The 23,077-nt window shown below is 61.6% G+C and carries 20 protein-coding genes; 8 read left to right on the top strand and 12 right to left on the bottom strand.

All coding sequences use genetic code 11. The features are described from left to right. Positions 1–6: 6 nt before the first annotated feature. From VLA07_RS18210 to VLA07_RS18175, 7 genes are all read right to left on the bottom strand, one after another. A complete protein-coding gene (locus VLA07_RS18210) occupies positions 7–1,362 on the bottom strand; it encodes a nucleobase:cation symporter-2 family protein (protein ID WP_333990196.1) in 1,356 nt (451 codons plus the stop codon). A gap of 247 nt (positions 1,363–1,609) precedes the next feature. Further along, entirely contained in the window at positions 1,610–2,650 is a 1,041-nt protein-coding gene (locus tag VLA07_RS18200; protein WP_333990195.1) for a CobW family GTP-binding protein, read from the bottom strand. 66 nt (positions 2,651–2,716) lie between these two features. After that, positions 2,717–3,331, bottom strand: a complete 615-nt coding sequence (locus VLA07_RS18195) for a UbiX family flavin prenyltransferase (RefSeq protein WP_333990231.1) — start codon at positions 3,329–3,331, stop codon at positions 2,717–2,719. Between the two features lie 11 nt (positions 3,332–3,342). After that, complete coding sequence (locus tag VLA07_RS18190; protein WP_333990193.1) at positions 3,343–4,728, bottom strand: UbiD family decarboxylase; 1,386 nt, start codon at positions 4,726–4,728, stop codon at positions 3,343–3,345. Between the two features lie 242 nt (positions 4,729–4,970). Beyond that, the gene (locus tag VLA07_RS18185) at positions 4,971–5,876 is read right to left on the bottom strand and encodes an amidohydrolase family protein (protein ID WP_003224037.1); all 906 of its coding nucleotides are present in this window, start codon (positions 5,874–5,876) and stop codon (positions 4,971–4,973) included. A gap of 4 nt (positions 5,877–5,880) precedes the next feature. Continuing rightward, the gene (locus tag VLA07_RS18180; RefSeq protein WP_007965237.1) at positions 5,881–6,810 is read right to left on the bottom strand and encodes an amidohydrolase family protein; all 930 of its coding nucleotides are present in this window, start codon (positions 6,808–6,810) and stop codon (positions 5,881–5,883) included. A gap of 316 nt (positions 6,811–7,126) precedes the next feature. Further along, positions 7,127–8,017 carry a LysR substrate-binding domain-containing protein gene (locus VLA07_RS18175; RefSeq protein ID WP_333990186.1) on the bottom strand — a complete coding sequence of 297 codons (891 nt, stop codon included), beginning with the start codon at positions 8,015–8,017 and terminating at the stop codon, positions 7,127–7,129. 118 nt (positions 8,018–8,135) lie between these two features. On the opposite strand from VLA07_RS18175, the gene VLA07_RS18170 reads away from it, so the two are divergent. The 5 genes from VLA07_RS18170 to VLA07_RS18150 all read left to right on the top strand — a co-directional run bounded on the left by VLA07_RS18170 (position 8,136) and on the right by VLA07_RS18150 (position 13,784). Next, positions 8,136–8,600, top strand: coding sequence for a (2Fe-2S)-binding protein (locus VLA07_RS18170; RefSeq protein WP_027613188.1), 465 nt, complete (start codon positions 8,136–8,138; stop codon positions 8,598–8,600). Then, positions 8,600–10,813, top strand: a complete 2,214-nt coding sequence (locus VLA07_RS18165) for a xanthine dehydrogenase family protein molybdopterin-binding subunit (protein ID WP_333990184.1) — start codon at positions 8,600–8,602, stop codon at positions 10,811–10,813. The genes VLA07_RS18170 and VLA07_RS18165 overlap by 1 nt, the downstream gene beginning before the upstream one ends. A gap of 6 nt (positions 10,814–10,819) precedes the next feature. Beyond that, positions 10,820–11,713, top strand: a complete 894-nt coding sequence (locus VLA07_RS18160; protein WP_333990183.1) for a LysR substrate-binding domain-containing protein — start codon at positions 10,820–10,822, stop codon at positions 11,711–11,713. A 181-nt stretch (positions 11,714–11,894) separates the two neighbouring features. Further along, positions 11,895–13,391, top strand: a complete 1,497-nt coding sequence (locus tag VLA07_RS18155; protein WP_333990181.1) for a helix-turn-helix transcriptional regulator — start codon at positions 11,895–11,897, stop codon at positions 13,389–13,391. 135 nt (positions 13,392–13,526) lie between these two features. Further along, entirely contained in the window at positions 13,527–13,784 is a 258-nt protein-coding gene (locus tag VLA07_RS18150; protein ID WP_096795930.1) for a DUF1652 domain-containing protein, read from the top strand. Positions 13,785–14,925: 1,141 nt separating this feature from the next. On the opposite strand, the gene VLA07_RS18145 is transcribed toward VLA07_RS18150, so the two are convergent. The 5 genes from VLA07_RS18145 to VLA07_RS18125 form a co-directional block, all read right to left on the bottom strand. Next, complete coding sequence (locus tag VLA07_RS18145; protein WP_007965755.1) at positions 14,926–15,693, bottom strand: SDR family oxidoreductase; 768 nt, start codon at positions 15,691–15,693, stop codon at positions 14,926–14,928. Positions 15,694–15,715: 22 nt separating this feature from the next. Then, the gene (locus VLA07_RS18140; protein WP_258674866.1) at positions 15,716–16,783 is read right to left on the bottom strand and encodes a phosphotransferase family protein; all 1,068 of its coding nucleotides are present in this window, start codon (positions 16,781–16,783) and stop codon (positions 15,716–15,718) included. Positions 16,784–16,939: 156 nt separating this feature from the next. After that, positions 16,940–17,908, bottom strand: a complete 969-nt coding sequence (locus VLA07_RS18135) for a 2-hydroxyacid dehydrogenase (RefSeq protein ID WP_139055953.1) — start codon at positions 17,906–17,908, stop codon at positions 16,940–16,942. A gap of 139 nt (positions 17,909–18,047) precedes the next feature. Continuing rightward, entirely contained in the window at positions 18,048–18,572 is a 525-nt protein-coding gene (locus tag VLA07_RS18130) for a cysteine hydrolase family protein (RefSeq protein ID WP_333990173.1), read from the bottom strand. Positions 18,573–18,779: 207 nt separating this feature from the next. After that, positions 18,780–19,163 (bottom strand): tautomerase family protein, encoded by a 384-nt coding sequence (locus VLA07_RS18125; RefSeq protein WP_330207210.1) that lies wholly within the window; start codon positions 19,161–19,163, stop codon positions 18,780–18,782. 468 nt (positions 19,164–19,631) lie between these two features. Here VLA07_RS18125 and VLA07_RS18115 point away from each other — a divergent pair, with 468 nt between their 5' ends. The 3 genes from VLA07_RS18115 (at position 19,632) to VLA07_RS18105 (ending at position 23,077) form a co-directional block, all read left to right on the top strand. Next, positions 19,632–19,802 (top strand): hypothetical protein, encoded by a 171-nt coding sequence (locus VLA07_RS18115; RefSeq protein ID WP_007965765.1) that lies wholly within the window; start codon positions 19,632–19,634, stop codon positions 19,800–19,802. A 252-nt stretch (positions 19,803–20,054) separates the two neighbouring features. Continuing rightward, complete coding sequence (locus VLA07_RS18110) at positions 20,055–21,335, top strand: HAAAP family serine/threonine permease (RefSeq protein ID WP_027613177.1); 1,281 nt, start codon at positions 20,055–20,057, stop codon at positions 21,333–21,335. An 80-nt stretch (positions 21,336–21,415) separates the two neighbouring features. After that, entirely contained in the window at positions 21,416–23,077 is a 1,662-nt protein-coding gene (locus VLA07_RS18105) for a SulP family inorganic anion transporter (protein WP_333990169.1), read from the top strand.

The following is a 23,077-nucleotide window of genomic DNA, read 5'->3' as shown; positions in this document are numbered from 1 at the left end:
CTCCAGTCAGAGAATGTGCGAGGCGGATTTGCCGGGTGTGGTTTCTGGCACGCTGACGCCGTTGAGCGCCGCGTTGAGCAGCACCGACACCAGGCAGGCGATGACCACGCTGCTGTGCAGGAACGGCTGTGACCACTCGGGCATTTGTTTGAACAGGGTGGGCGCGAGCACCGGTACCAGCGCGGCGGCGATGGTGAAACCGACGATCAATACGTTGTAGCGATTGCGCTCGTAATCGACCTTGGCCAGGGTCTGAATGCCCGCCGCCGCGACCACGCCGAACATGGCAATGCCGGCACCGCCCAGCGCCGCGGTCGGCATCGACGCGATGATCGCCCCAGCCTTGGGTACCAGCGCAATCGAACACATCAACAGGCCACTGACGGCGACCACCCAACGGCTGCGCACGCCGGTCAGGATCACCAGACCGACGTTTTCCATGAAGGCAATGAACGGAAACGCGGCGAACATCCCGGCGATGGTGCTGGCCAGGCCGTTGGCGCGCAGGCCGTTGATCACCTGCTTGTCTTCCACCGGTTTGTCGACGATGTCGCCGATGGCCACGAACAGCCCCATCGACTCGACCATCTGCACGATCATCACCACCACCATGGTCGCGATGGGGATCAGGCTGAACGTCGGCAGGCCGAAGTAGAACGGGTAGGGCACGGTCAGCCACGGCGCCTCTTCGACGCTGTGGAAATTGCCCATGCCCAGACCGTAAGCCAGACCGGATCCGACCAGCATGCCCACCAGCACCGCCATGTTGCGCAGCAGCGGACTGCCAAAGCGATTGACCAGCAGAATGGTCAGCAGCACCACCACCGCCACCGCGAGAAATGCCGGGGCGCCGAAGTTGCTCGCGTTGCGCCCACCACCGACCCATTCATAGGCGATCGGGAACAGCTGCAAACCGATCACCGTGACGATGCAACCGGTGACTACCGGCGGGAAAAACCGCCGTAATCGGCCCACGAACGGCGCCATCAGCAGGGTGAAAATCCCGGCGCCGATCACCGCGCCGCAGACTCCGGCGAAGCCCACTTCGGGGTTGCTGCCGATGGCGATCACCGGGCCGACGCTGCTGAACGCCACGCCTTGCAGAATCGGCAGACGCACGCCGAATTTCCAGAAACCGACGGTTTGCAAAAGGGTGGCGATGCCGGAGCAGAACAGCGTGGTGCTGATCAGCACCACGGTATCGGCGTGGGACATCTTCAGGGCACTGGCGACGATCAACGGCACGGCGATGGCGCCGATGTACGAGACGGCCATGTGTTGCAGGCCGAGGGTGAGCATCTGTCGCACCGGCAGAACGCGGTCGACGGGGTGCACGGTGGAGGAAGGAGTGGCTGACGACATGGAATCACCTCTGGCTGTTTTTATGCGGTAGAGAGGGGTATTCGTCTGATGCCGCGTAGCGCCAGAACACGGTGTAACCCTGTGGGAGCGGGCTTGCTCGCGAAAGCGTTGTGTCAGTCGACATCACTGTGCAATGACCCACCGCATTCGCGAGCAAGCCCGCTCCCACAGGTTTTTTGTTGTGCAAAAAATCTGGCATCAGTCATTCGTGCTGCGAAGCCGCCATCCACCGGCTCCGATGCCTTGTTCAGCCTGCCAGGCAGGCGGCAAAGCCCTGGTTCAACGCCGCGCGGTCCAGGTCGCGGCCGATGAACACGATCTTGCTCGAACGAGGCTCCGTGCCCCATGCGGTCGAGGCGCGAAACTCCACCAGGCTGTGCACGCCTTGCAGCACGTAGCGCTGGTCTTCGTCGGCCACGGCGAGCACGCCTTTCATGCGATAGAGGTTGTCGGCCTGGGACGAGCGTAGTTCGCTGATCCAGCGGTGGAACGCCATCAGATTGACCGCGCCGTCGACGGCGATGCCCACCGATGACACGCTCGGATCGTGTTCGTGGTCTTCTGATTCATGGTGGTGGTCATGGTCGTGATGCTCAGGTTCCGCGCCGATTTCCATAAGCTTCTGCGTGCACTCGAACGCACCGATGCCGAGGATTTTCGTCAGGTCGATCTGCGCGTGGGTGGAGGTCACCAGATCTGCGGTGGCGTTCAAACCCCGGATCTTGCCGCGCAGAATGTCCACCTCGTCGCTGCTGACCAGATCGACCTTGTTGATGACGATGCGGTCGGCACAGACGATCTGATCCACCGCCTGATTGTCGACGCCATCCAGTTGCAGATCTTCCAGGTGCTGGGCGATGTGCCTGGCGTCGACCATGGTCACAATCGCATCGAGTTCGACTTCCTCGGCAATCGGGTCATTGATGAAAAAGCTCTGCGCCACCGGGTACGGATCGGCCAGCCCGCTGGTCTCGATCAAGATGTGATCGAGGCGCACCGGGCGCGCCACCAGCTCGCGGACGATGCGCACCAGATCCTCACGAACCTCGGCGGTACAGCACACGCAGCCGTTGACCATTTCGTAGATCTCTTCGGTCTCGGAGCTGAGCACCAGATCGCCGTCGATGCCGACCTCGCCGAACTCGTTTTCGATCACGGCAATCTTGCGCCCGTGGCTTTCCTTGAGGATGTAGTTGAGCAGGGTGGTTTTGCCGGCACCGAGGAAGCCGGTGAGGATGGTCACGGGGATTTTGGTGTTGGGGGTTGGGGCGTTGAAAGGGATGTTCATATGCAGCTCCTTGATGGACGCGGATTTGCTCTGGGTGGGAGCGGGCTTGCTCGCGAATGCGGTGGGTCAGCCACCATCATTGTTGAATGACCCACCGCATTCGCGAGCAAGCCCGCTCCCACAGGGTTCTCGGTGTTCTCTCCAGCGGGTGGCAACGCCGGCATCGAGGCCGAACAGGTCGAGCACTCTGCCGAGGCTGTGATCGACCATCTGCGCCAGGCTTTCGGGCCGGGCATAGAACGCCGGCACCGGTGGGGCGATGATCCCGCCCATCTCGGTCACGGCAGTCATGTTGCGCAGGTGGGCGAGAGTCAGCGGGGTTTCGCGGGCCATCAGCACCAGGGTGCGGCGTTCCTTGAGGGTGACGTCGGCGGCGCGGCCGATCAGCCCGGAAGACGTGCCGGTGGCGATCTCCGCCAGGGTGCGCATCGAACACGGCGCGACCACCATGCCCAGGCAGCGAAAGGAACCGCTGGCAATCCCGGCGGCGACGTCATCGGCGCGGTGGTAGTGGCTGGCGAGCGCAGTGACCTCGGCCAGTTTGTAGTCGGTCTCGTGGGCCATGGTCAGCAGTGCGGCGCGGCTGATGATCAGGTGGCTTTCGATCTCCAGTTCGGCGAGCAATTGCAAAAGACGCACGCCGTAGATGAAGCCGGACGCGCCGCTGATGCCGACCACCATCCGCTGACGGTTCACGAGGCCAGGCCTTTGAGCAGTTGCCGCGCACGTTCGAGCACGTCCTGATCGAGCTGCGCCTTGATCCCGTCGAAGCCCGAGCCTCGGGTAGCGTCCAGGCCCATGCGCGAAGTGGTGCCGTTGACCGAGGACGACGGATCCAGCGGGCTGCCGGGCAAGCCATCGATCACGAAAATATCCAGATGCGGCTGGAAATGCGTGGCCAGCGCCCACAACACCTGGCTGTCGTCAGTGATGTCGATATCGCTGTCCACCGCGATCACGTTTTTCAGATACGGATCCCAGCCGAGCAGGGCGAGCATGATCTGCCGCGCCTCGCCGTCGCGGCTCTGATCCAGCGCTACATAGCAATGAAAGTGCGTGCCGGAATTCGGGTAATGCACGGCGGTGACGGCAGGGAAGCGCGCCTTGAGTTTTTCGCTCATTTCCGCTTCGCGCGGTAGCCGCGCCAGTGTCAGGTGTTCGGCGTAGCGGCCGCCCATCACGTCCACCAGCCAGGCGTCCTTGCGCCGCAGCAGGGTGTCGACGCGCAGCACGTTGTTGGTCGAGCGATCCGAGGAGTAACCGCTGAACTCGCCGAACGGGCCTTCCTCGGCGTAGGCCGTCGGATCGATGGCGCCTTCGAGGACGAACTCGGCATAGGCTGGCACGCCGATGCCGTAACGCGGGGTCTTGACCAGCTCCAGCGGCGCGCCGAACAACCCGCCGGCAACGGCGCGCTCATCGGCGCCATACGTCAAACGTGCAGCGGCGGCGAGCATGAACAGCGGATGCGCGCCGACCACCATCGCCACGCGCAATTCTTCGCCGCGCTCACGGGCGGTCTGCAACATCCGCCACAGGTGTCCACGCGAGTGCAGGCTGGTCGCCAGGGACTGGCGGGCGTGGCGCATCGAACGGTGATAGCTCATGTTGGCAATGCCGGTCAGCGGGTCCTCGGCGATGATGATCGCGTTGGTGATGTACGGGCCGCGATCACTGTCGAAATGCTTGAGCATCGGCAGCAGCGCCAGATCCACGGCTTCGCCTTCGAACACTTCATCGAGCACCGGGCCGCTTTCCACGTAGCGCGGGGCGATGGGCTGGTTGGCGCGGCGCTGGAAGGTTTCGTGCAGTTGTGCCGGGGTGACATCGAACAACCGGGCAATGCGGGTGCGGGAGGCGAACAGATTGGTCGCCACCGTTACCTTGAGGCCGCCGACGTTTTCGCAGATCAGTAGCGGATCGCGACCCTGTGCGGCGAGGGCATCGACCAGGGCGGTGATGTCCTGATCGGCAGAAACGGGTTGGGTGATGGTCAGCACATCGTCCGGGTACTCACGGCGATAGGCGTCGATGAACACGTGAAAATCCTGAGAGTCGCCGAGCGTCGAACGGGTCATGGTTTCACCTCGTAAAAAGCAGGCACGCAGGGGTGAGAGCGCGTTCGATCGAGCAGCCGTTGGCCTGCCGGTCGAGGGAACGCCGGGTCATCTTCGTGCCTGTAAAGTCGCTGTGTAACTGTCGTAACACGGCCCCAATGTGGGAGCGGGCTTGCTCGCGAATGCGGTGGATCAGCCACCTTCATTGTTGAATGACGCACCGCTTTCGCGAGCAAGCCCGCTCCCACATGGATTGTGTGTGGCTACAAGTACGTCGTGGTCAGGCGAATATCCGCCTCAACCAGATCCTTCGGCGGTGGCGTCGGCTCGATCCCGCACAACCGGGCGATGTTGTTGCCCAGGTAGTCCTCCAGATGATCCTCATCGATGCCCAAGCCCTGCGGTGCCGGCGAGCACAACACCTCCAGTTCGCGCAGCCACATGCCCGGTTCGTTCGGCGGCGAGTCGGTGCCGAACACGATCTTGTTGCGCGGCAGCTCCTTGGCGAATTCGACGATCCGCGACTGGAAGCACCAACCGGATTCGCAGTACACGTTCGGCGTGTCCATCGCCATCCAGAACGCCTCGAACGAGTAGTTGCCGCCGGTCTGGATGCCGAAGTGGCCGATGATGAAATTGACCATCGGGAACTCGCGGATGATCGGGTAGAACATTGTCGGAATGGTGTACGGGCCGTCGCCGGTATGGATCAGCACCACGATGTTGTACTTGGCGCAGACTTTCATTGCCGGGCGCAACCAGTCCAGCGCCCGGTCCGGGCGATAGCCGTGCATGTTGGCGTGCAGCTTGAGCATCTTGAAGCCGTATTCCTTGATGTGGAATTCCAGCTCCGCCGCACCGTTTTCCGGTCCCCAGCGCGGGTTGAAGTTGAAGTTGCCGATGAAGCGATCCGGGTACTTCACACAGAGTTCGGCGACGTACGACATGTAGTCACGCACGCCCTCGCGGCCACGGCGGTTACCGTCGCGATAACCGGTGTTGCCCGGTGGCGGCTGGATGAAACCCATGTCGATACGGCGCGGTTTGCCGTTGATCATGTACGGGCCGTCCATCAGTTTGAGCATGCGCTCGCCGGTGAACGGTTCGCCGGTGTGGCGCCAGGCTTCGTCGACCAGATTGGTGGGGTGCAGATGGGTGTCGATGATCATCGGTTCAGCTCCTGGCCAGTTGCGTGGTGACGGGGCGCTTGAGTTGCGCCTCTGCTTCGGAAACGGAACGCGGCGGCGGGGTCGGTTCGAGGCCGATCATCCGCGCGGTATTGTTGCCCAGATATTCTTCGAGGGTGTCCTCGTCGAGGTTCAGGCCCTGAGGCGGCTCGTGGCACAGCACTTCGAGCAGGCGCAGCCACATGCCCGGTTCGTTCGGCGGGGTGTCGGTGCCGAACAGGATCTTGTGCGTCGGCAAGACCTTGGCGAACTCGACGATCCGCGATTGCAGGCACCAGCCGGATTCGCAATAGACGTTGGGCAGTTCCATCGCCCATTGCATCGGTTCGAATACGTAGACCCCGCCGGTCTGCACGCCGAAGTGGGCCATGATGAAATTCACGTTGGGGAATTCCTTGATCATCGGCACCCATTCCGAGGGGATGCTGTACGGCCCGTCGCCAGTGTGCAGCTTGACCGGGATGCCCAGTTCGGCGCATTTCTCGAAGCACGGGCGCACCCAGTCCAGTGCACGATCAGGCCGGTAGGCGTGCATATTGGCCTGCATCTGCACCATCTTGAAACCGTGCTCCTTGACGTAGCGCTCGATCGCCTCGACGCCGTTTTCCACACCGCAGCGCGGGTTGTAGACGAAGCAGCCGATGAAACGATCCGGGTAGGTCTGCACCATTTTCAGGGTGTAGGCCATGTAGGCGTCGATGGATTCACGGCCCGAGAGTTCGCCGTCGGTCCAGGTGTAAATGGTGTTGCCCTGCGGCGGCTGGATGAAGGCTTTGTCGATCCGGCGAGGTTTGCCGTTGACCATGTACGGGCCATCCATCATCTCCAGCAAACGCTCGCCGGTGAACGGGTCACCGTCATGCCTCCAGGCGAGGTCCACGAGATCCGTGGGATAGCAGCTGATATCGATGATCATTGAAGTCGATCTCCTGATAGCGGGGAAGGGAGCCTTGCGGCTCTCGGCATCCACGCCCCGGGCTATCGGCCATTTCTATGCGCAGCACTCGCGCATTCCCTCGCCTGTTCACATCCGGCCCGGGTGGGTGGTTGCTGAGGGCGAGTATTGGAAAGGGCGGAGGGGTTCGTACAATATTAATTGGGCGCGGTGGTGATACTTGGGCGATATGGTTTTGGTTTTACATTTGTGGAGACTGTGCCGGCGCTATCGCGAGCAGGCTCACTCCTACAGGGAACGCATTCCAATTGTAGGAGCGAGCCTGCTCGCGAAGGCGTCAGTGTTGCGTACGCAAAGCCAACTGCCGGATCACCTCAACCACCGGCGCCACCCGCTCGGCCTGCCCATGCGGCCAAACCGCATACAGGTTGTAATGCGCAGCAATCTGCGCCTCGTTCAACGCCACCAGCCGCCCATTGCGCAATGCATCGGCGGCGAGCAAACCGCGTACCAGCCCGGCACCAACCCCGGCTTCGGCAGCCGCAATCAGGTTCGCCGCATTATCGAAAATCACCCGCGCCGCTGGCTCTACCGGGGGCATTCCGGCCGCATCCAGCCACGGTATCCACGAGCGCCGCGTATAGCCCAACAGCGGCAATTCAAGAATCTGCGCCGGGCTCAACGGCACCTGCAAACCATAGCGCTCAAGCAGCGCCGGTGAAGCCACCGCCAGCACCCGGTCGCCGCAGATCTGCGTCATCTCGCAGTCATCCCAATCGCCATAGCCGTAACGCAACGCCAGATCGACCCGCTCAAACGTGCTGCGATCACTGCGCGGCATCGACAGCAGCGTCACCTCGTAATCCGGCAGTCCGTCGAGCAACTCCGGCAGGCGCGGATTGAGCCAGCTCTGCGCCAGTTCACTGTCGACGTCCAGGGTCAGGCGCTGCGCCACGCTGCGGTTTTTCACCGAGGACAGGGCCCGGTCGATCTGCGCCAGCCCGTCCGCCAGCACGCTGGCAAACAACTGCCCGGCATCGGTGAGGTTGCTGCCGCCGCCCTCACGTACGAACAACGGCTGACCGATGAAATCTTCCAGTGCGCGAATCTGCTGGCTGATCGCGCTGTGCGTCAGGTCGAGCTTGCGCGCGGCACTGGAGAAACTGCCGCTGCGCGCCGCGTGGATGAACGCGCTCATGGACTGCACCGACGGGTATCGCTTGTACATGTTGTTAGTCCTGCTTACACCGGTTGGCAGAAATCGTCGCTGGCCGCGTGTTGCGTGGGCTTCCAATAATCGGTCACCAGGCCCGCACAAAGACGGGCCGCTCTTTTGGAGCCTGACAATGATCGCATTCACAGTTAACGGCGAACGACGCGAGCTGGATGAGGCGTCCCCCTCCATGCCCTTGTTATGGGTACTGCGTGATCAACTGAAACTCACCGGCACCAAATTCGGCTGCGGCATGGGCCTGTGCGGTGCCTGCACCGTGCATCTGGACGGTGTCGCGGTGCGTTCCTGCCAGTTGCCGCTGGCCGCCGTCGCGGGCCACAGCATCACCACCATCGAAGGTCTGTCGCCGAACGAAAGCCATCCGCTGCAACTGGCCTGGGTCGCCGAAGATGTGCCGCAATGCGGCTACTGTCAATCCGGGCAGATCATGTCCGCCGCCGCGCTGCTCAACACCGGCGCGGCGGTAACCGACGATTCGATCCGCAATGCGATGACCGGCAATATCTGCCGTTGCGGTACTTACGCGCGGATCAACAAAGCGATCAAGCGCGCGGCGAACGCGCCGAAGGAGGCGTGATGAGCCTGCGCGACGACACCTTGCTCGAACCGTCACGCCGGGTCTTTCTCAAGCAAGCGGCGACGGTGGCTTCTGGCCTGGCGATTGCCTTGTATCTGCCCTCCGGCAGCGCCGCCAGCGACCCGAAAGCTCCGGCGCCGGCCACCGAATTCGAGCCCAACGCCTGGGTGCGGATCTTCCCCGACGGCACAGTGAAACTGGTGGTGCACAAACACGATTCTGGCACCGGCACGCAAACCGCACTGGCTGCGTGTGTGGCCGAGGAGCTGGATGTGGACCCGATGACCGTGCAGGTCATCACCCCGGAAGATCCGTTCTTCGAGACCTACATTCACCCGGTCTGGAAAGTCTTCTCCACCGGCGGCAGCACCAGTGTGTCGCTGGAATACGAGCGCTTGCGCATGGCCGGGGCCACGGCGCGGGCGCTGTTGATCACGGCGGCAGCGCAGCAATGGAAAGTCAGCCCCGACAGCTGCAGCACCGAAGAAGGTCGGGTGGTTCATCTGCCCAGCAAACGCAGCCTCGGCTACGGCGAACTGGTCGGGGTGGCGGCGCATTTGCCGGCGCCGGCCAGTGTCACGCTGAAGGATCCGACGCAGTTCAAATACATCGGCAAACTGCGGCACAAGCGCGATGCCACGGCCAAGGTCTGCGGGCGCTTCAAGTACAGCATCGACGTGCAGTTGCCGGGGATGCTGGTGGCAGTGATTCAGCGCGCGCCGGTGGTCGGGGCGAAAGTCGTCAGCGTGAATTCGGCGGCGGCATTACAGGTGCCGGGCGTGCGCCAGGTGCTTGCAATCCCCGGGCGCCCGGACGTGCTCGGCGGCAATCTGGAAGGCGTCGCGGTGTTGGCCGAGACTTTCTGGGCGGCGCAGCAGGGGCGCAAAGTGCTGGAGATCAAATGGAGCGATTCGCCGCTGGCCGGGTTCGACAGCGCGGAACTGGGCATGGCCCAGGCGGCCGCTATTTCCGGCCCGAACAGCCAAACCATCAAAGCCATGACGCATGGCGATGTCGGCGCGCAATGGCCGCACGCGGCGCAACTGATCGAAGCCGATTACCGCATGCCGTACAAGGTGCAGAACCCGCTCGAGCCAATCTGCATCACCGCGCACGTGCAGGACAGGGCGATCACTTATTGGGGCGGCGTGCAGGTGCCGTCTTCGGCGCTGGAAGCGGCGCAAACCGTATGCGGCATCGCCAAGGACAAGGTCACCATCAATGAGCTGGTGTCCGGCGGCAGCTTCGGCGCGCGGGAGGCCAAATACTGGTTGTTCGAGGTGGCGTATCTGGCGCAACACACCGGCGTGCCGGTGAAGTTGCTCAACAGCCGCGAAGACGAGATGCACGCACTGTTCAATCACCCGGCGACGCTGCACCGGGTCAGAGGCGCGCTGGATGCCCAAGGCAAACTCAACGCACTGCAACTGCACGCGGTGTCACCGGCCTCGCCGGAGCAGTGGGAGCCGGGCTATTTCGAACGCCCGGATCACATGGATTACAGCACCACCGAAGCGATCACCGCGTGGGACTTCGCCTACCGTCCGCCGCATCTGGAGCTGAACTGGGTCAAGCACGAAAGCCATGTGCCCAGCGGCTGGTATCGCTCGGTGAGCTTTATTCCCAATGTGTTTGCCGTCGAGAGTTTCATGGACGAACTGGCCCATGCGGCAGGCGCGGATCCGCTGGCGTTCCGTCTGGCCAACATGCAGGAGCGGCCACGGCATGTGGCGGTGCTGAAACAGGCTGCCGAACGCGCCGGATGGGGCCAGCCGTTACCGCCGGGCACTGCGCTGGGGATTGCGACCCATCAGGGTTACAGCAGTTTTATTGCGGTGGTGGCGCGGGTCGCGATGGTCGATGGCAAGCCGAAAGTGGAGAAGCTGACCTGCGTGGTCGATTGCGGTCTGGCGGTTTCGCCCGGCGGGGTCGAGGAGCAGATCTACGGCGGCCTGATGTGGGGCTTGGGCCATGCGTTGTTTGATCGCCTCGACATTCAACAGGGCAGGGTGGTGCAGAGCAATTTCCACGACTACCGCGTGACCCGCATGTCGGACATGCCGGCCACCGATATCGTGGTGCTGGATGGCGAGCCCGGAAAACCCGGTGGCGTTGGTGAGTTGGGCAGTCCGTCGGTGGCACCCGCGATTGCCAACGCCTTGTTTGCGCTGACCGGCGTGCGCCAGCGTTCGACACCGCTGAGTCTGGGGTAAGCCGCCATGGACCTGCGTCTGCTGCGGTACTTCATGGCCCTGGCCGATGAGCTGCATTTCGGCCGGGCCGCCGAGCGCCTGCACATCTGCCAGCCGCCGCTGAGCCAGCAGATTCGCCTGCTGGAGGAGGAGCTGGGCACGCCGTTGTTCGAGCGCAGTCACCACCGGGTCGAACTGACAGCGGCGGGGCAGATGCTCAAGGAGCAGGCGCCGCTGGTGTTCGAACAACTGGAACGGGTGCTGGATCTGACGCGCCAGACCGGGCGCGGGCAGCTTGGCGAGCTGGAAATCGGCATGATCAGCTCGGTGATGGTCGGCGTGCTGCCCAGAGCCCTGCACCTGTTTCGCGAGCGCTATCCGCAGGTGAACTGGCGGCTGCATGAAATGACCCCGGCGGCGCAGGTCAAGGCGTTGAAGGAAAAGCGTATCGACGCCTGCGTGTTCCGCGTGGGTTATGACGATCCGTTGCTGCGCAACGAGTTGTTGATCTACGAGCCGATTCATGTGGTGATGCCGGCTGATCATCCGCTGGCCAGGCGCGAAGTGCTGGCGCCAGCGGATCTGGCGCAGGAGCCGTTTGTCGCGCTGGAACTGAAGCAGTCGCGGTTCGCCAACTTCCTTTATCAGTGCTGCATTCAGGCCGGATTCACCCCGCAGATTCGCCAGCAGGTGATCGAGGTGCAGACCTTGCTCAGTCTGGTGCGCGCCGGTTTCGGGGTGGCGCTGCTGCCTGCTTCTATCGAGCAGTTGGCCCCGGCGGGGTTGGTGTTTCGCAAGCTGACACCGGCGCTGCCGGAGGTGCCGTTGTATGCGACTTACCGGGCGGATGATGCCTCGCCGGTGCTCAAGCTGTTTCTCGATACGTTGCGGGAGTTGGTGGAATCTTCAGATCACCATTGATCCCCTGTAGGAGTGAGCCTGCTCGCGATAGCAGTGTGTCAGTCAGCGTTGATGTGGCTGACAGACCGCTATCGCGAGCAGGCTCACTCCTACAGGGATTTGTGGTGTTGTTGAAGTGTTCGGCACGATCACGAACGCCTGCGGTCGTAATCTTCACACGCGAATTCCCTGTGGAGATCCAATGAGCCAGGAAGTCCTGACCACTGAAACCAACCGTCGCCAGCTGCAGCAGATCATCGCCGGGCTGTCCGACGGGGTGATTCTGCTGGAGCTCGATCAGAGCATCCTCTGGGCCAATGAGGCGGCGCTGGCGATGCACGGTGTCAGCCGGATCGGTGAGCTGGGCACTAATGCCGATGAGTATGCCAAGCGCTTCACTCTGCGGTATCGCAACAATCATCTGTTGCCGCCCGAGAACTATCCGATCAGCCGCGTCGCGCGCTGTGAAGTGTTCAGCGACCTACTGATCGAGATGCATGCCGTGGATGACCCGGAACGGGTCTGGGTGCACAGTGTGCGCAGCATGGTGCTGACCGACCGCGAAGGGCAGCCGGAGTCACTGGTGCTGATCATGAGCGACGTCACCGATTGGGCCAACGCCGAGCAGCGCTTCGAAAAGACCTTCAATGCCAACCCGGCGCCGGCGGTGATCTGCCGCCTCAGCGATTTGCGCTACATCAAGGTCAATCCGGGGTTTCTGGAGATGACCGGTTACACCCGCGAGCAGGTGATCGGCACCTCGGCCTATGAAATCGACATCTTCGAACAGGCCGAAAAAAAGGATCTGGCGATCCAGCGCCTGCGCGATGTGGCGACCATTCCGCAGATGCAGGCTCAACTGCGCCTGCCCGATGGCGGCAGCAAGCAAGTGATCGTCGCCGGGCAGCCTCTAGTGCTCAATGATGAGGATTGCATGCTGTTTTCCTTCGTCGACATGGAGCTGCGCCACAAGGCCGAAGTCGCGCTGCGTCAGAGTGAAGAGCGCTTTGCCAAGGCGTTCCGCCTGACTCCGGTGCCGATTCTGATCTGTACCGCCGACGAACAGCAGGTGATCGATGTCAATCAGGCGTTCCTCGACACCCTGGCGTACGAGAGTGACGACGTCGTCGGCAAAACCGTGACGCAGCTGAATTTCATTGACGACGATGGTGCGCGGACCCGACTGCTGACCGCCTTGGCGAAAAGCGGACGAGTGGATCGGGTCGATGTGCGGGTGCGCAAGAAGGACGCGGATCTGCTGGAGTGCGCGGTGTCTGCCGACACCGTGAATATTCAGGACACGCCGTGCTATCTGCTGGTGCTGATGGACATCACCGAACGCAAGCGCACCGAGCTGGAGCTGGTGGCGGCGATTGAAGAGGTGATGAAAGACGCTTCGTGGTTCAGCCGGACACTGATCGAAAAACTGGCCAATGTGAAGAAGGTCAACTCGCCGCAACTGCCGAGCGTGTCGTTCACTGACCTGACGGCGCGTGAGCGCGACGTGCTGGCGCTGATCTGCGAAGGCCTGGCTGACAAGGAGATTGCCGCACGCCTGAAACTGGCGCCGAACACCGTGCGCAATCATGTGGCGACCGTGTATTCCAAGCTTGATGTACACAGCCGCAGCGAGGCGATTGTCTGGGCGCGGGAACGTGGTCTGTTTTCTGGCGAGCGCGGCGCGAAGGGTCAGCGGTAGGTGCAAATGCACTAGCTGATGCGGTGCAAATGCAGGTTCTGGTGAGATAGGGCAGTTCTTAGTCTGTTGGGGTGCGATACGAGCCTGTTTGGCTTGGGATCGTCTCCCTTCGAAACAGCTAAAGGAACAGGCTCCATGATGAATCTTGCGCAGTTGCGCGCCAGCCTCGAACAGAGTTTTTCGCCATTGGCGTGCGAGTGTTCAGTGGATGGGGATCATTCGCTGACGGTGAAGTTGTATCACCCGGATTCGGGGCAGGTGGATCTGGTGATCAGTGGGTTGAAGCTCAATGCGTTGCGTACGCCTGAGTCGGTGGCGGCGCTGGTGGATGAGTTGCGGTATGAGTTGGAGAGCAATTCTTTGCGGGCTGCTCGGGATCCGGATATGGCCTAGGGTTTTGGTGTTGGTTTGTTTTGGGTGTATATCCGTTGCTGCGGTAACGGCCACTTAGGGTTCCGCCCTGACGGCGGGTCACTTTGGCAAACGCCCCAAAGTAACCAAAGGGCTTTACCCTGACGTTCGGCCCTCGCTTAGGCTCGGGTTCCTTCGCTGCGGGATTCATCCGGGGGCAGCGCCTACGGTTTGCTTCGCTGCACCTCCTCTCGCTGTGTTTGGCTGCGCCAAACGGTCGCTGCGCTCCCCCCCCCGGACAAATCCCTCCACTCAGCCTGCCGACGGGCCCTCAGATCAAAAGCTTTCGGCGAGCTGACACTCGGCCAGTGTAGGAGCTGCCGCAGGCTGCGATCTTTTGATCTGGGGCTTCTGGGAGCCAGCCTGCTGGCGATGGCGGCCTGACAGCCGACCCATTTACAACTGAACACACCCATTCCAACTGTGGGAGCGGGCTTGCTCGCGAAGGCGGCCTGACAGCTGACCCATTTCAGTCAGGAATACTCAACCCCTGTGGGAGCTGGCTTGCCAGCGATGGCGGCCTTCCAGTCAAAAAATTCTTGTTGATGTACCCGTCCCACACAGAGTTACTCCCCGCAAAATCGACAGCCAATTCTCTTATCCCCCTCCATTTCACTGGCGCTTACAGGGTGGTCGGCTATAAAGAATGAGTGGTCAGGTCTTCCGTCATCCGCGATATTCGTGCGCGATTGCGGAAGTGGCTCTTCCATTCATCGCGGGTCGTCCTATGAATAATCCTGGGAAACGCGTGTATCTGCCGTTGTCGCTGGCTTTCTCTGTCGCGCTATTGAGCGGCTGCGCCAGTCCTCCGCCACCGCCTCCTGCTGCACCGCCACCACCGCCGGTGCGTACCTGTCAGACCCTGGAAAACACTCAGGTGTCGGGCGATATGTATGTTGACGAGCAGGTCACCCGGCATATCACTACCACCCGGTGTGTCACGCAGTAGTGCTGTGGGGGTGCTTGCCGGTGCACTTTGTCAGGCCATTACCCAAAGTCACTGTCTTACGGATAACCCCTGTGGGAGCGGGCTTGCTCGCGAATGCGGTGTGTCATTCAAGGCAATGCTGCCTGACACTCCGACTTCGCGAGCAAGCCCGCTCCCACAGGGTTGTCAGAGAGATCAGGACAGGAACCCACCATCCACATTCAGCGAAACCCCGGTGGTGTAGCTCGATGCATCACTTGCCAGATACAGCACCGCCCCGGCCATTTCACTCGGATCGGCCACGCGCTTGAGCGGGATCTGCGTCAGCGCCTGCTTGAGGATCGCGTCATTCTTCACCAAGGCCGAAGCGAATTTGGTGTCGGTCAGGCCCGGCAGCAAGGCGTTGCAGCGGATGCCGAATTGCGCGCATTCCTTGGCGAAGACCTTGGTCATGTTGATCACGGCGGCCTTGGTCACCGAGTAGATGCCCTGGAACACGCCCGGTGAAATCCCGTTGATCGAGGCGACGTTGATGATGCTGCCGCCACCGTTTTCGCGCATCAGCTTGCCGGCTTCCACCGACATGAAGAAGTAGCCACGGATGTTCACGTCGACGGTCTTCTGGAATGCGCCCAGATCGGTGTCCAGCACGTTGCAGAACTGCGGGTTGGTCGCCGCGTTGTTCACCAGAATATCGAGGCGACCGAACTGTTCCTTGATCCCGGCGAAGACCTGGCTGATCTGTTCCATTTCACCAATGTGGCAGGCCACGGCGGTGGCCTTGCCGCCGGCGGCGATGATCGCGTCGGCGACGTGCTGGCAGCCTTCGAGCTTGCGGCTCGAGACGATCACGTGGGCGCCTTGCTGGGCCAGCAGTTTGGCGATGGCTTCACCGATGCCACGGCTGGCGCCGGAGACGAATGCGATTTTGCCGTCGAGGTCGAACAACTGAGTCTTGGACATAAGGGTTCCTTGGTGTGGGCCGTCAGAGGCTCGATTTCGCAATGACCTGCAGGCTCATGTGCTCCAGCAGTTTGTTCATGTGAATGAACTGCGCGAAGCGTTTGTCCTGGGTCTGGCCGTGGTAGAAGCGGTAGTAGATCTGCTGCACGATGCCGGCCAGACGGAACAGGCCGTAGGTGTAGTAGAAGTCGAAATTGTCGATCCGGATGCCCGAGCGTTCGGCGTAGTAATCGACGAATTCGCGTCGAGTCAGCATGCCCGGGGCGTGGCTCGGCTGGCGGCGCATCAGTTGCACCGGTGCCGGATCATCGGCCTGAATCCAGTAGGCGAGGGTGTTGCCCAGATCCATCAGCGGATCGCCGAGGGTGGTCAGTTCCCAGTCGAGCACGCCGATGATCTGCATCGGGTTGTTCGGGTCGAGGATCACGTTGTCGAAGCGATAGTCGTTGTGGACGATGCTCGAGGTCGGATGGTCGGCCGGCATCTTGTCGTTGAGCCAGGCTTTGACTTTCTCCCAGTGCGGCGCATCCGGGGTCAGGGCTTTTTCGTAGCGCTCGCTCCAGCCCTTGATCTGGCGGGCGACGTAGCCTTCCGGCTTGCCCAGATCGCCGAGGCCGCAGGCGTTGTAGTCAACCCGGTGCAGTTCGACGAAACGGTCGATGAAGCTCTTGCACAGCGCTTCGGTTTTCGCTGCATCGAGGCCCAGTTCTGGCGGCAGGTCGGAGCGCAGGATGATGCCCTTGACCCGTTCCATCACATAGAACTCGGCGCCGATCACTGACTCGTCGGTGCAGTGCACGTAGGCTTTCGGGCAGTAGGGGAAACCGTCGCGCAGTTGATTGAGGATGCGGAATTCGCGGCCCATGTCGTGGGCGGATTTGGCCTTGTGGCCGAACGGCGGCCGGCGCAGCACGAACTCCTGCTGCGGGTATTCCAGAAGGTAAGTCAGGTTCGACGCACCGCCGGGGAACTGGCTGATCTGCGGCGTGCCGGTCAGCCCCGGAATGTGCTTCTTCAAGTACGGATCGATCAGGCTGGCATCGAGTTCTTCGCCAGAGCGGATACGGGTGGACTGGTCAGTAAGCGCCATGCTTATCCCTTCTGCTTATTTTGGAGGCCAGACATCATTGGCTAATCTAATGGCGCACTCGGGCGGCCACAAGCGCGCAGCGGTCTTATAGGTTAGCGTGTTGCAGGATAATCAGCGTTTCGAATAGGTACGGCAGCAGGGCGCTGCCGGCTTTTTTCAATGCACGCGCTGGTTGTTGAGCCTTGGAGGCAGGGCGATGGGCGTCAGCACCGGTTGCCCTGAGAAGAACGCCACGAGGTTTTTTCCCACCAGTTCCACCGTGCCTTGGGTGGCCTCGGGTGACAGGCCGGCGACGTGTGGCGTGAGAATCACATTACTCAGGGTTTTCAGCGCATCCGGCACCTGCGGTTCGTGATCGAACACGTCCAGTGCGGCGCCGGCAATCCGCCGTTGCTCAAGGGCGCTGATCAGCTCAGCGGTGGCGATCACACTGGCCCGCGCGATGTTGACGATGAAACCGTTCGGCCCGAGGGCGTCGAGCACCGGGCGAGTCACCAGATGCTGGGTGCCAATCCCGCCCGGCGTGGCGACGATCAGAAAGTCCGAGGCGCGCGCCAGTTCGGTCGGCGTCGAGCAGAACGTATAGGGCACATCACTGCGCAACTGACGGTTGTGATAACTGATCTGCATGTCGAAACCGAGGTGAGCACGCCTGGCAATCGCCATGCCCACCGCGCCCAGGCCGAGAATGCCCAGGCGTTTATTGGCCAGCGACGGGCGCATGATCTTCGGCCATTCACCCCGGCGCACCGCCGCGTCGCAGCGCGGAATGTCGCGCACCAGCGCCAACAGCATCGCCATCGCATGATCAGCCACCGACGAGGCGTTGACCCCGGCACCATTGGTCACGGTGATCCCGCGATCGCTGGCAGCCTGCAGGTCAACGTGTTCATAACCGGCGCCGATCACGGTGATGATTTTCAGCGCCGGCAGGGCGGCGATTTCCTCAGCGGTCAGTCCCAGCGGGCCACGGGTCAGCACCGCGTCGATCCGTGCGCCGTGGCTGGCGATGGCTTGCGCACGTTCGGCAGGGGTTGGTGCGAGGATCAGGTGAAAACCCTGATGCTCGAGAATCGGCAGATAGTCATTGATGGTTTCAACCAGTACCAGAACGGTGGCGGGCATTGCGCGGCTCCTGTGATCTATGACGGTGTGGTCGCGAAAGTCGTGTCAGAGTGCTGATTCCAGAGCGGTTTGGCAATGGTGGCCGCAGCCCCGCTTCAGCCAGTGTAGGAGCTGAAACGGGGAGCGCGCGGGCGCTTCGTCAGAAGCTCACGTCGGCGCTGTTGATCAACCGTGCAAATGCTCCGCCGAGGGTGGCGTTATGGTGCTCGATGATGACGTGGGCGGGTAATGCCGGGGTGTCCATGCAAGTGTGGGCGTCGGCCACCAGCAACGGTTTGAAGCCCTGATCGGCAGCGGCGCGGCAGGTGGCGTCGATGCAGAACTGGGTCTTCATGCCGACCAGGTAAAGGTCGTCGATCTGCGCAGCGTTGAGCTGCTGCGCCAGATTCGTGCCGTGGAATGCGTTGGGTCTGGATTTGTCGAACACATGGTCGGACTTGGCATTCAGATCGAGTTCCGGCAGCAATTGCCAGAAGGGGCTGCCGGCGGCAATCGGCGAACCTGTCGGGCCGGTGTGGCGCACGGCGTAGATCGGCACGTGTTGCTGGCGTGCCTGGCGGATCAACTGCTGGATGTTGGCGAGCACACGTTCGCCGTCGTGGGGTTTTTCCGGGCCATGGAACAGACCGACCTGCATATCGATGATCAACAATGCTGCGGACATGATGTTTCTCCTTGAGGGCTGCAAAAGCCGCACGGACGGGAGAAACAACAAGGCCCCGTCCATTGCTGGCGGGGCCTTGGGTTCACTGCGCTGGATTCATCTCAGGCAGCAACACCACGACCCGCCGGTGGCGGTCGTGGTGGTACGGGTGAGGTACAGCGGGCGAACGTTCATGCCGCCGATCATGCTGGCGGCGGCGAAGGGCTGTCAACTGGCGTATTGAGCGATGCCGTTGCCGAACGACCAATTCTCCTTTTTGACTTCCACCAGATTGATGAACACGTCTTCCATGCGAATGCCCAGTTGGGTGTTCAGGCTGTGCGCGATGGTCTGGTACAGGGCTTTTTTCTGCTCCAGCGTCCGCCCTTCATTGAGGGTGATCTGGATGATCACCAACTGATCGCTGCGCTGGATGCCCAGGTACTGCGGATCGAATATGAAATGTTCGCCGTCGTGCTCGTTGAGAATCTGGAAGTTGTCGTGCTCCGGCACGTTGATGGTGCTGCGCATGGCGGCGTAGATCTGCTCGCCGATGCGTTTGGCGAAGGTGGGGTCAGAGTGTTTTTTGATTTCGACGCGGACGAGGGGCATGGGCAAAGACTCCGTGGGGCAGGGACTCCTCTCACGCTAGAACATGTCGGCCAGATTGAAAGTGTGGGGTGATGAGCTCGCCGCTGTTTTTGTACGAGGCTACCTACGTTTTTCGCGGATTTTGCCTACGAATCTGGCGGATGCGTCTGCTATGCGGCTGCCGATGAACAAGAAATGATGAGGCATACAGTAGCTCGGGCGGTGACTGCCAACAGCCAAGGAAGGCAAATGCTCAAGAACGATCTTGAAAATCTGGAACTCGACAGGCTGGAGAATGAGTCAAGAAAGCTTGTGGCCGAGAGGAAAAAGCTATTGGCGGAGGAAAAAGCTTAAGAGAGAGACAAATTTATATCCGCTCGCAGTTATAGCTGGGGTGGTGACAGCAATCACCGCAGCAGCAGGTGTTTTCTTCAAGTTTTGATTGTTCGTTTCACAACCGTCCGACCCATGATCCAAAGGAAAATCCACATGAGTACCTATGATCGCAAAGCCAGAATGGAACAACTGGAACGTGAGCACGATGAGTGGGAAGAAAGAATGCGCATCAAAAACAAGGGCGATATGTACCCAATCTGGGGAATGCTGGCGTTCGGCCTGTTTTGCATGTCACTCGGATTCATGCTGGCTCGATCAATCTGATCAAGTCTTCCCGCTCGTATTCCATTGAAACTTGCCGGAAAACGACATCTCACGTATCCGGAGCCGACAGCCATTTTCCCGAAAACGACAACCCGCTGATCTGCTCCGTACAACCATTCCTCAGCTAAGTCTTTGCTTCTGCTCATTTATCGCGGAGAATCGCGCCCCTGTTTCGGCCGGAGCATGTCTGTCGGTTTTTTCCGACGCGTCCTGACCGAGTGGCAAGTGACCGGAATGCGGAGATCCGACCGGATGAATGATCAGGCCAATAGCGTCGACGCACGCTATGAAGCGGCAGCACCAGCTGAACTGTCGAGCTGGAATCGCCATGACACCACGTGGATGTTGGGACTGTTCGGGACGGCCATTGGCGCCGGTACCCTGTTTTTGCCGATCAACGCGGGTCTGGGTGGCTTCTGGCCGCTGGTGATCCTCGCGCTGCTGGCCTTCCCGATGACATTCTTCGCTCACCGCGGCCTGACCCGCTTCGTGCTCTCCGGTCGCGAAGGCGCCGACATCACCGAGGTGGTCGAGCAGCATTTCGGCATCAAGGCCGGCGCGCTGATCACCCTGCTGTACTTCTTCGCCATCTTCCCGATCCTGCTGATCTACAGCGTCGGCCTGACCAACACGGTCGCCAGCTTCCTCGAACACCAACTGCACATCACGCCGCCACCGCGCGCGCTGCTGTCGTTCGTGCTGATCCTCGGCCTGCTGGCCGTGGTGCGTTGCGGCGAGCAGGCGATCGTCAAGGCGATGAGCCTGATGGTGTATCCGTTCATCGTCGCGTTGCTGTTCCTCGCGGTGTACCTGATTCCGCACTGGAATGGCGGCATTCTCACCACCGCTTCGCAAGTGCCGGCACCGTCGGCACTGCTGCACACACTGTGGCTGGCGATTCCGGTGATGGTGTTCTCGTTCAACCACTCGCCGATCATCTCGGCCTTCGCGGTGGACCAGAAGCGTCGTTACGGTGCCAATGCGGAGCAGCGCAGCTCGCAGATCCTCTGCCGCGCCCACCTGCTGATGGTGGTGATGGTGCTGTTCTTCGTCTTCAGTTGCGTGCTGACCCTGTCGCCGGAACAACTGGCCGAAGCCAAGGCGCAGAATCTGTCGATCCTGTCGTACCTGGCCAACCACTTCAGCAACCCGGCCATCGCCTTTGCGGCGCCGTTGATTGCCTTTGTGGCGATTTCCAAGTCGTTCCTCGGCCACTACATCGGTGCCAGCGAAGGCCTCAAGGGCCTGATCGTCAAGAGCGGCAAGCGTCCGGGCGCCAAAGCGCTGGATCGCATCGTCGCGGCGTTCATGCTGGTGGTGTGCTGGATCGTTGCAACCCTGAACCCGAGCATTCTCGGGATGATCGAGGCCGTCGGCGGTCCGGTGATTGCGGCGATCCTGTTCCTGATGCCGATGTACGCGATTCGTAAAGTACCGGCGATGGCGCGCTATCGCGGTCAGGCGTCGAACGTATTCGTTACCCTGGTCGGTCTGGTGGCCATTTCGGCGGTGATTTATTCGCTGACGGCGTAAGCCAAAGCGCCAGAAACTCAGCTACAGTGGCCGCTGTGCGTGATACGCACAGCGGCTTTTTTTCGTCTGGAGACAGTGGATTGTCGAGCTCGCCCCAATCAGTAGAGCCACCCAATCGCTGGCAGGACATCCTCGCCGGTCTATCGATTGCCGGCCTGCTATTACCCGAAGCGGTCGCCTATTCGACCATCGCCGCACTGGCGCCCCAGGCCGGGGTGATTGCGCTGTTTGCCGGGTTGCTGTGTTATGGGCTGTTTGGCACCAGCCGTTTTGCCATTGTTTCCGCTACGTCATCCTCGGCAGCGGTGCTGGCGGCGGCCACGGCGACCATGGCCAATGGCGACCCGCAGTTGCGCGCGACGCTGGCGGTCGGGTTGGTGCTGGTCACTGGTGGGCTGTTCTGGCTGGCGGGGATCTTTCGTTTTGGCAGCGTCACTGCGTTTATCGCCAAACCGGTACTGCGCGGCTTCGCTTTCGGCCTCGCGCTGACCATCATCCTCAAGCAGGTCGCCAGCGTGGTCGGCGTGCACCTGACCGATGCCAATCTGGTGCGCTTCGCCCCGCAACTGCTCGAACAACTGCCGCAGTGGAACTGGCCGGCGGCGGCCGTCGCAGCGGTGGCGTTGCTGCTGTTGGGACTGTTCTCGCGCTTTCCACGGGTGCCTGGCGGTTTGCTGGTGGTGGTGATCGGCATTGTGGTCGGGCAATGGCTGAACCTGCCGGCTCATGGCGTGAGCATGATCGGTTTGATCGACCTGAGCCTGGAGGTGCCAAGCCTGCCGGTGCTGCCGTTTGCCGACTGGCTGCGGCTGGGGGAGGTGGGGTTTGCGCTGGTGATGATTCTGTACGCCGAGTCGTACGGCTCGATCAGTTCGTTCGCCCTCAAGCACGGTGATCGTGTGACCTCCAACCGCGATCTGCTGGCGCTCGGCGCAGCGAACTTGTTGTCCGGATTGTTCCATGGCATGCTGGCGGGGGCCGGGTATTCGGCAACGTCGGCGAACGAGGCCGCTGGCGCGACTTCTCGCTGGGCCGGTGGGGTGGCGGCGCTGGTGGTGCTGGTGATCGTGCTGACGGTGCTGCCGTGGATCGCCCTGACACCGGAGCCGATTCTGGCGGCCATCGTGGTTCATGCGCTGGCGCGGGGCTTGAGTCTGCAGCCGCTGGGGCGCTATTTCGTCTGGCGCCGGGATCGGCTGCTGGTGCTGTGCGCGGTGGGGGCGGTGTTGGTGCTGGGCATTCTCGACGGCTTGCTGGTGTCGGTGGCGATCAGCGTGTTGCTGATGCTCAAACAGATGTCGGCGGCGGACATTCAGGTGCTCGGTCGGATCGACGGCGGGCATGATTTTGTCGATCTGCAGCGTCACCCAACGGCGGTGACTGAGTCGGGAGTGCTGATTGTGCGGCCCAGTGAGGCGTTGTTCTTTGCTAACGTCGAGCGAGTTCTTGGTGCAGCTTTGCACTTGATTCGTCATTCGGACGTGGCGCTGCACACGGTGATTCTCAGTCTGGAGGAAACCCCGGATCTGGACGGCACCAGCATTGAGGCGATCCAGGAGTTCTTCCTGCGGGTGCATCAGGAGGGCAAGCGCCTGATTCTGGCGCGACTCAAGCATGAGGCGCTGGCCGTGTTGGAGGCGTTGCCGGAGGTAACGGCCAACGGGGTGATACTCAGCGGGCTGAGCGTCGATGGTGCGGTGCAGCAGGCCAGCAAGCCCGCTCCCACAGGTCCCCAGACATAA

The organism is Pseudomonas sp. S3(2024), assembly GCF_036861315.1.
GTDB lineage: Bacteria > Pseudomonadota > Gammaproteobacteria > Pseudomonadales > Pseudomonadaceae > Aquipseudomonas > Aquipseudomonas putida_A.
The sequence above is the reverse complement of the archived record's forward strand: the minus strand, read 5'-3'. Positions and strand labels throughout refer to the sequence as shown.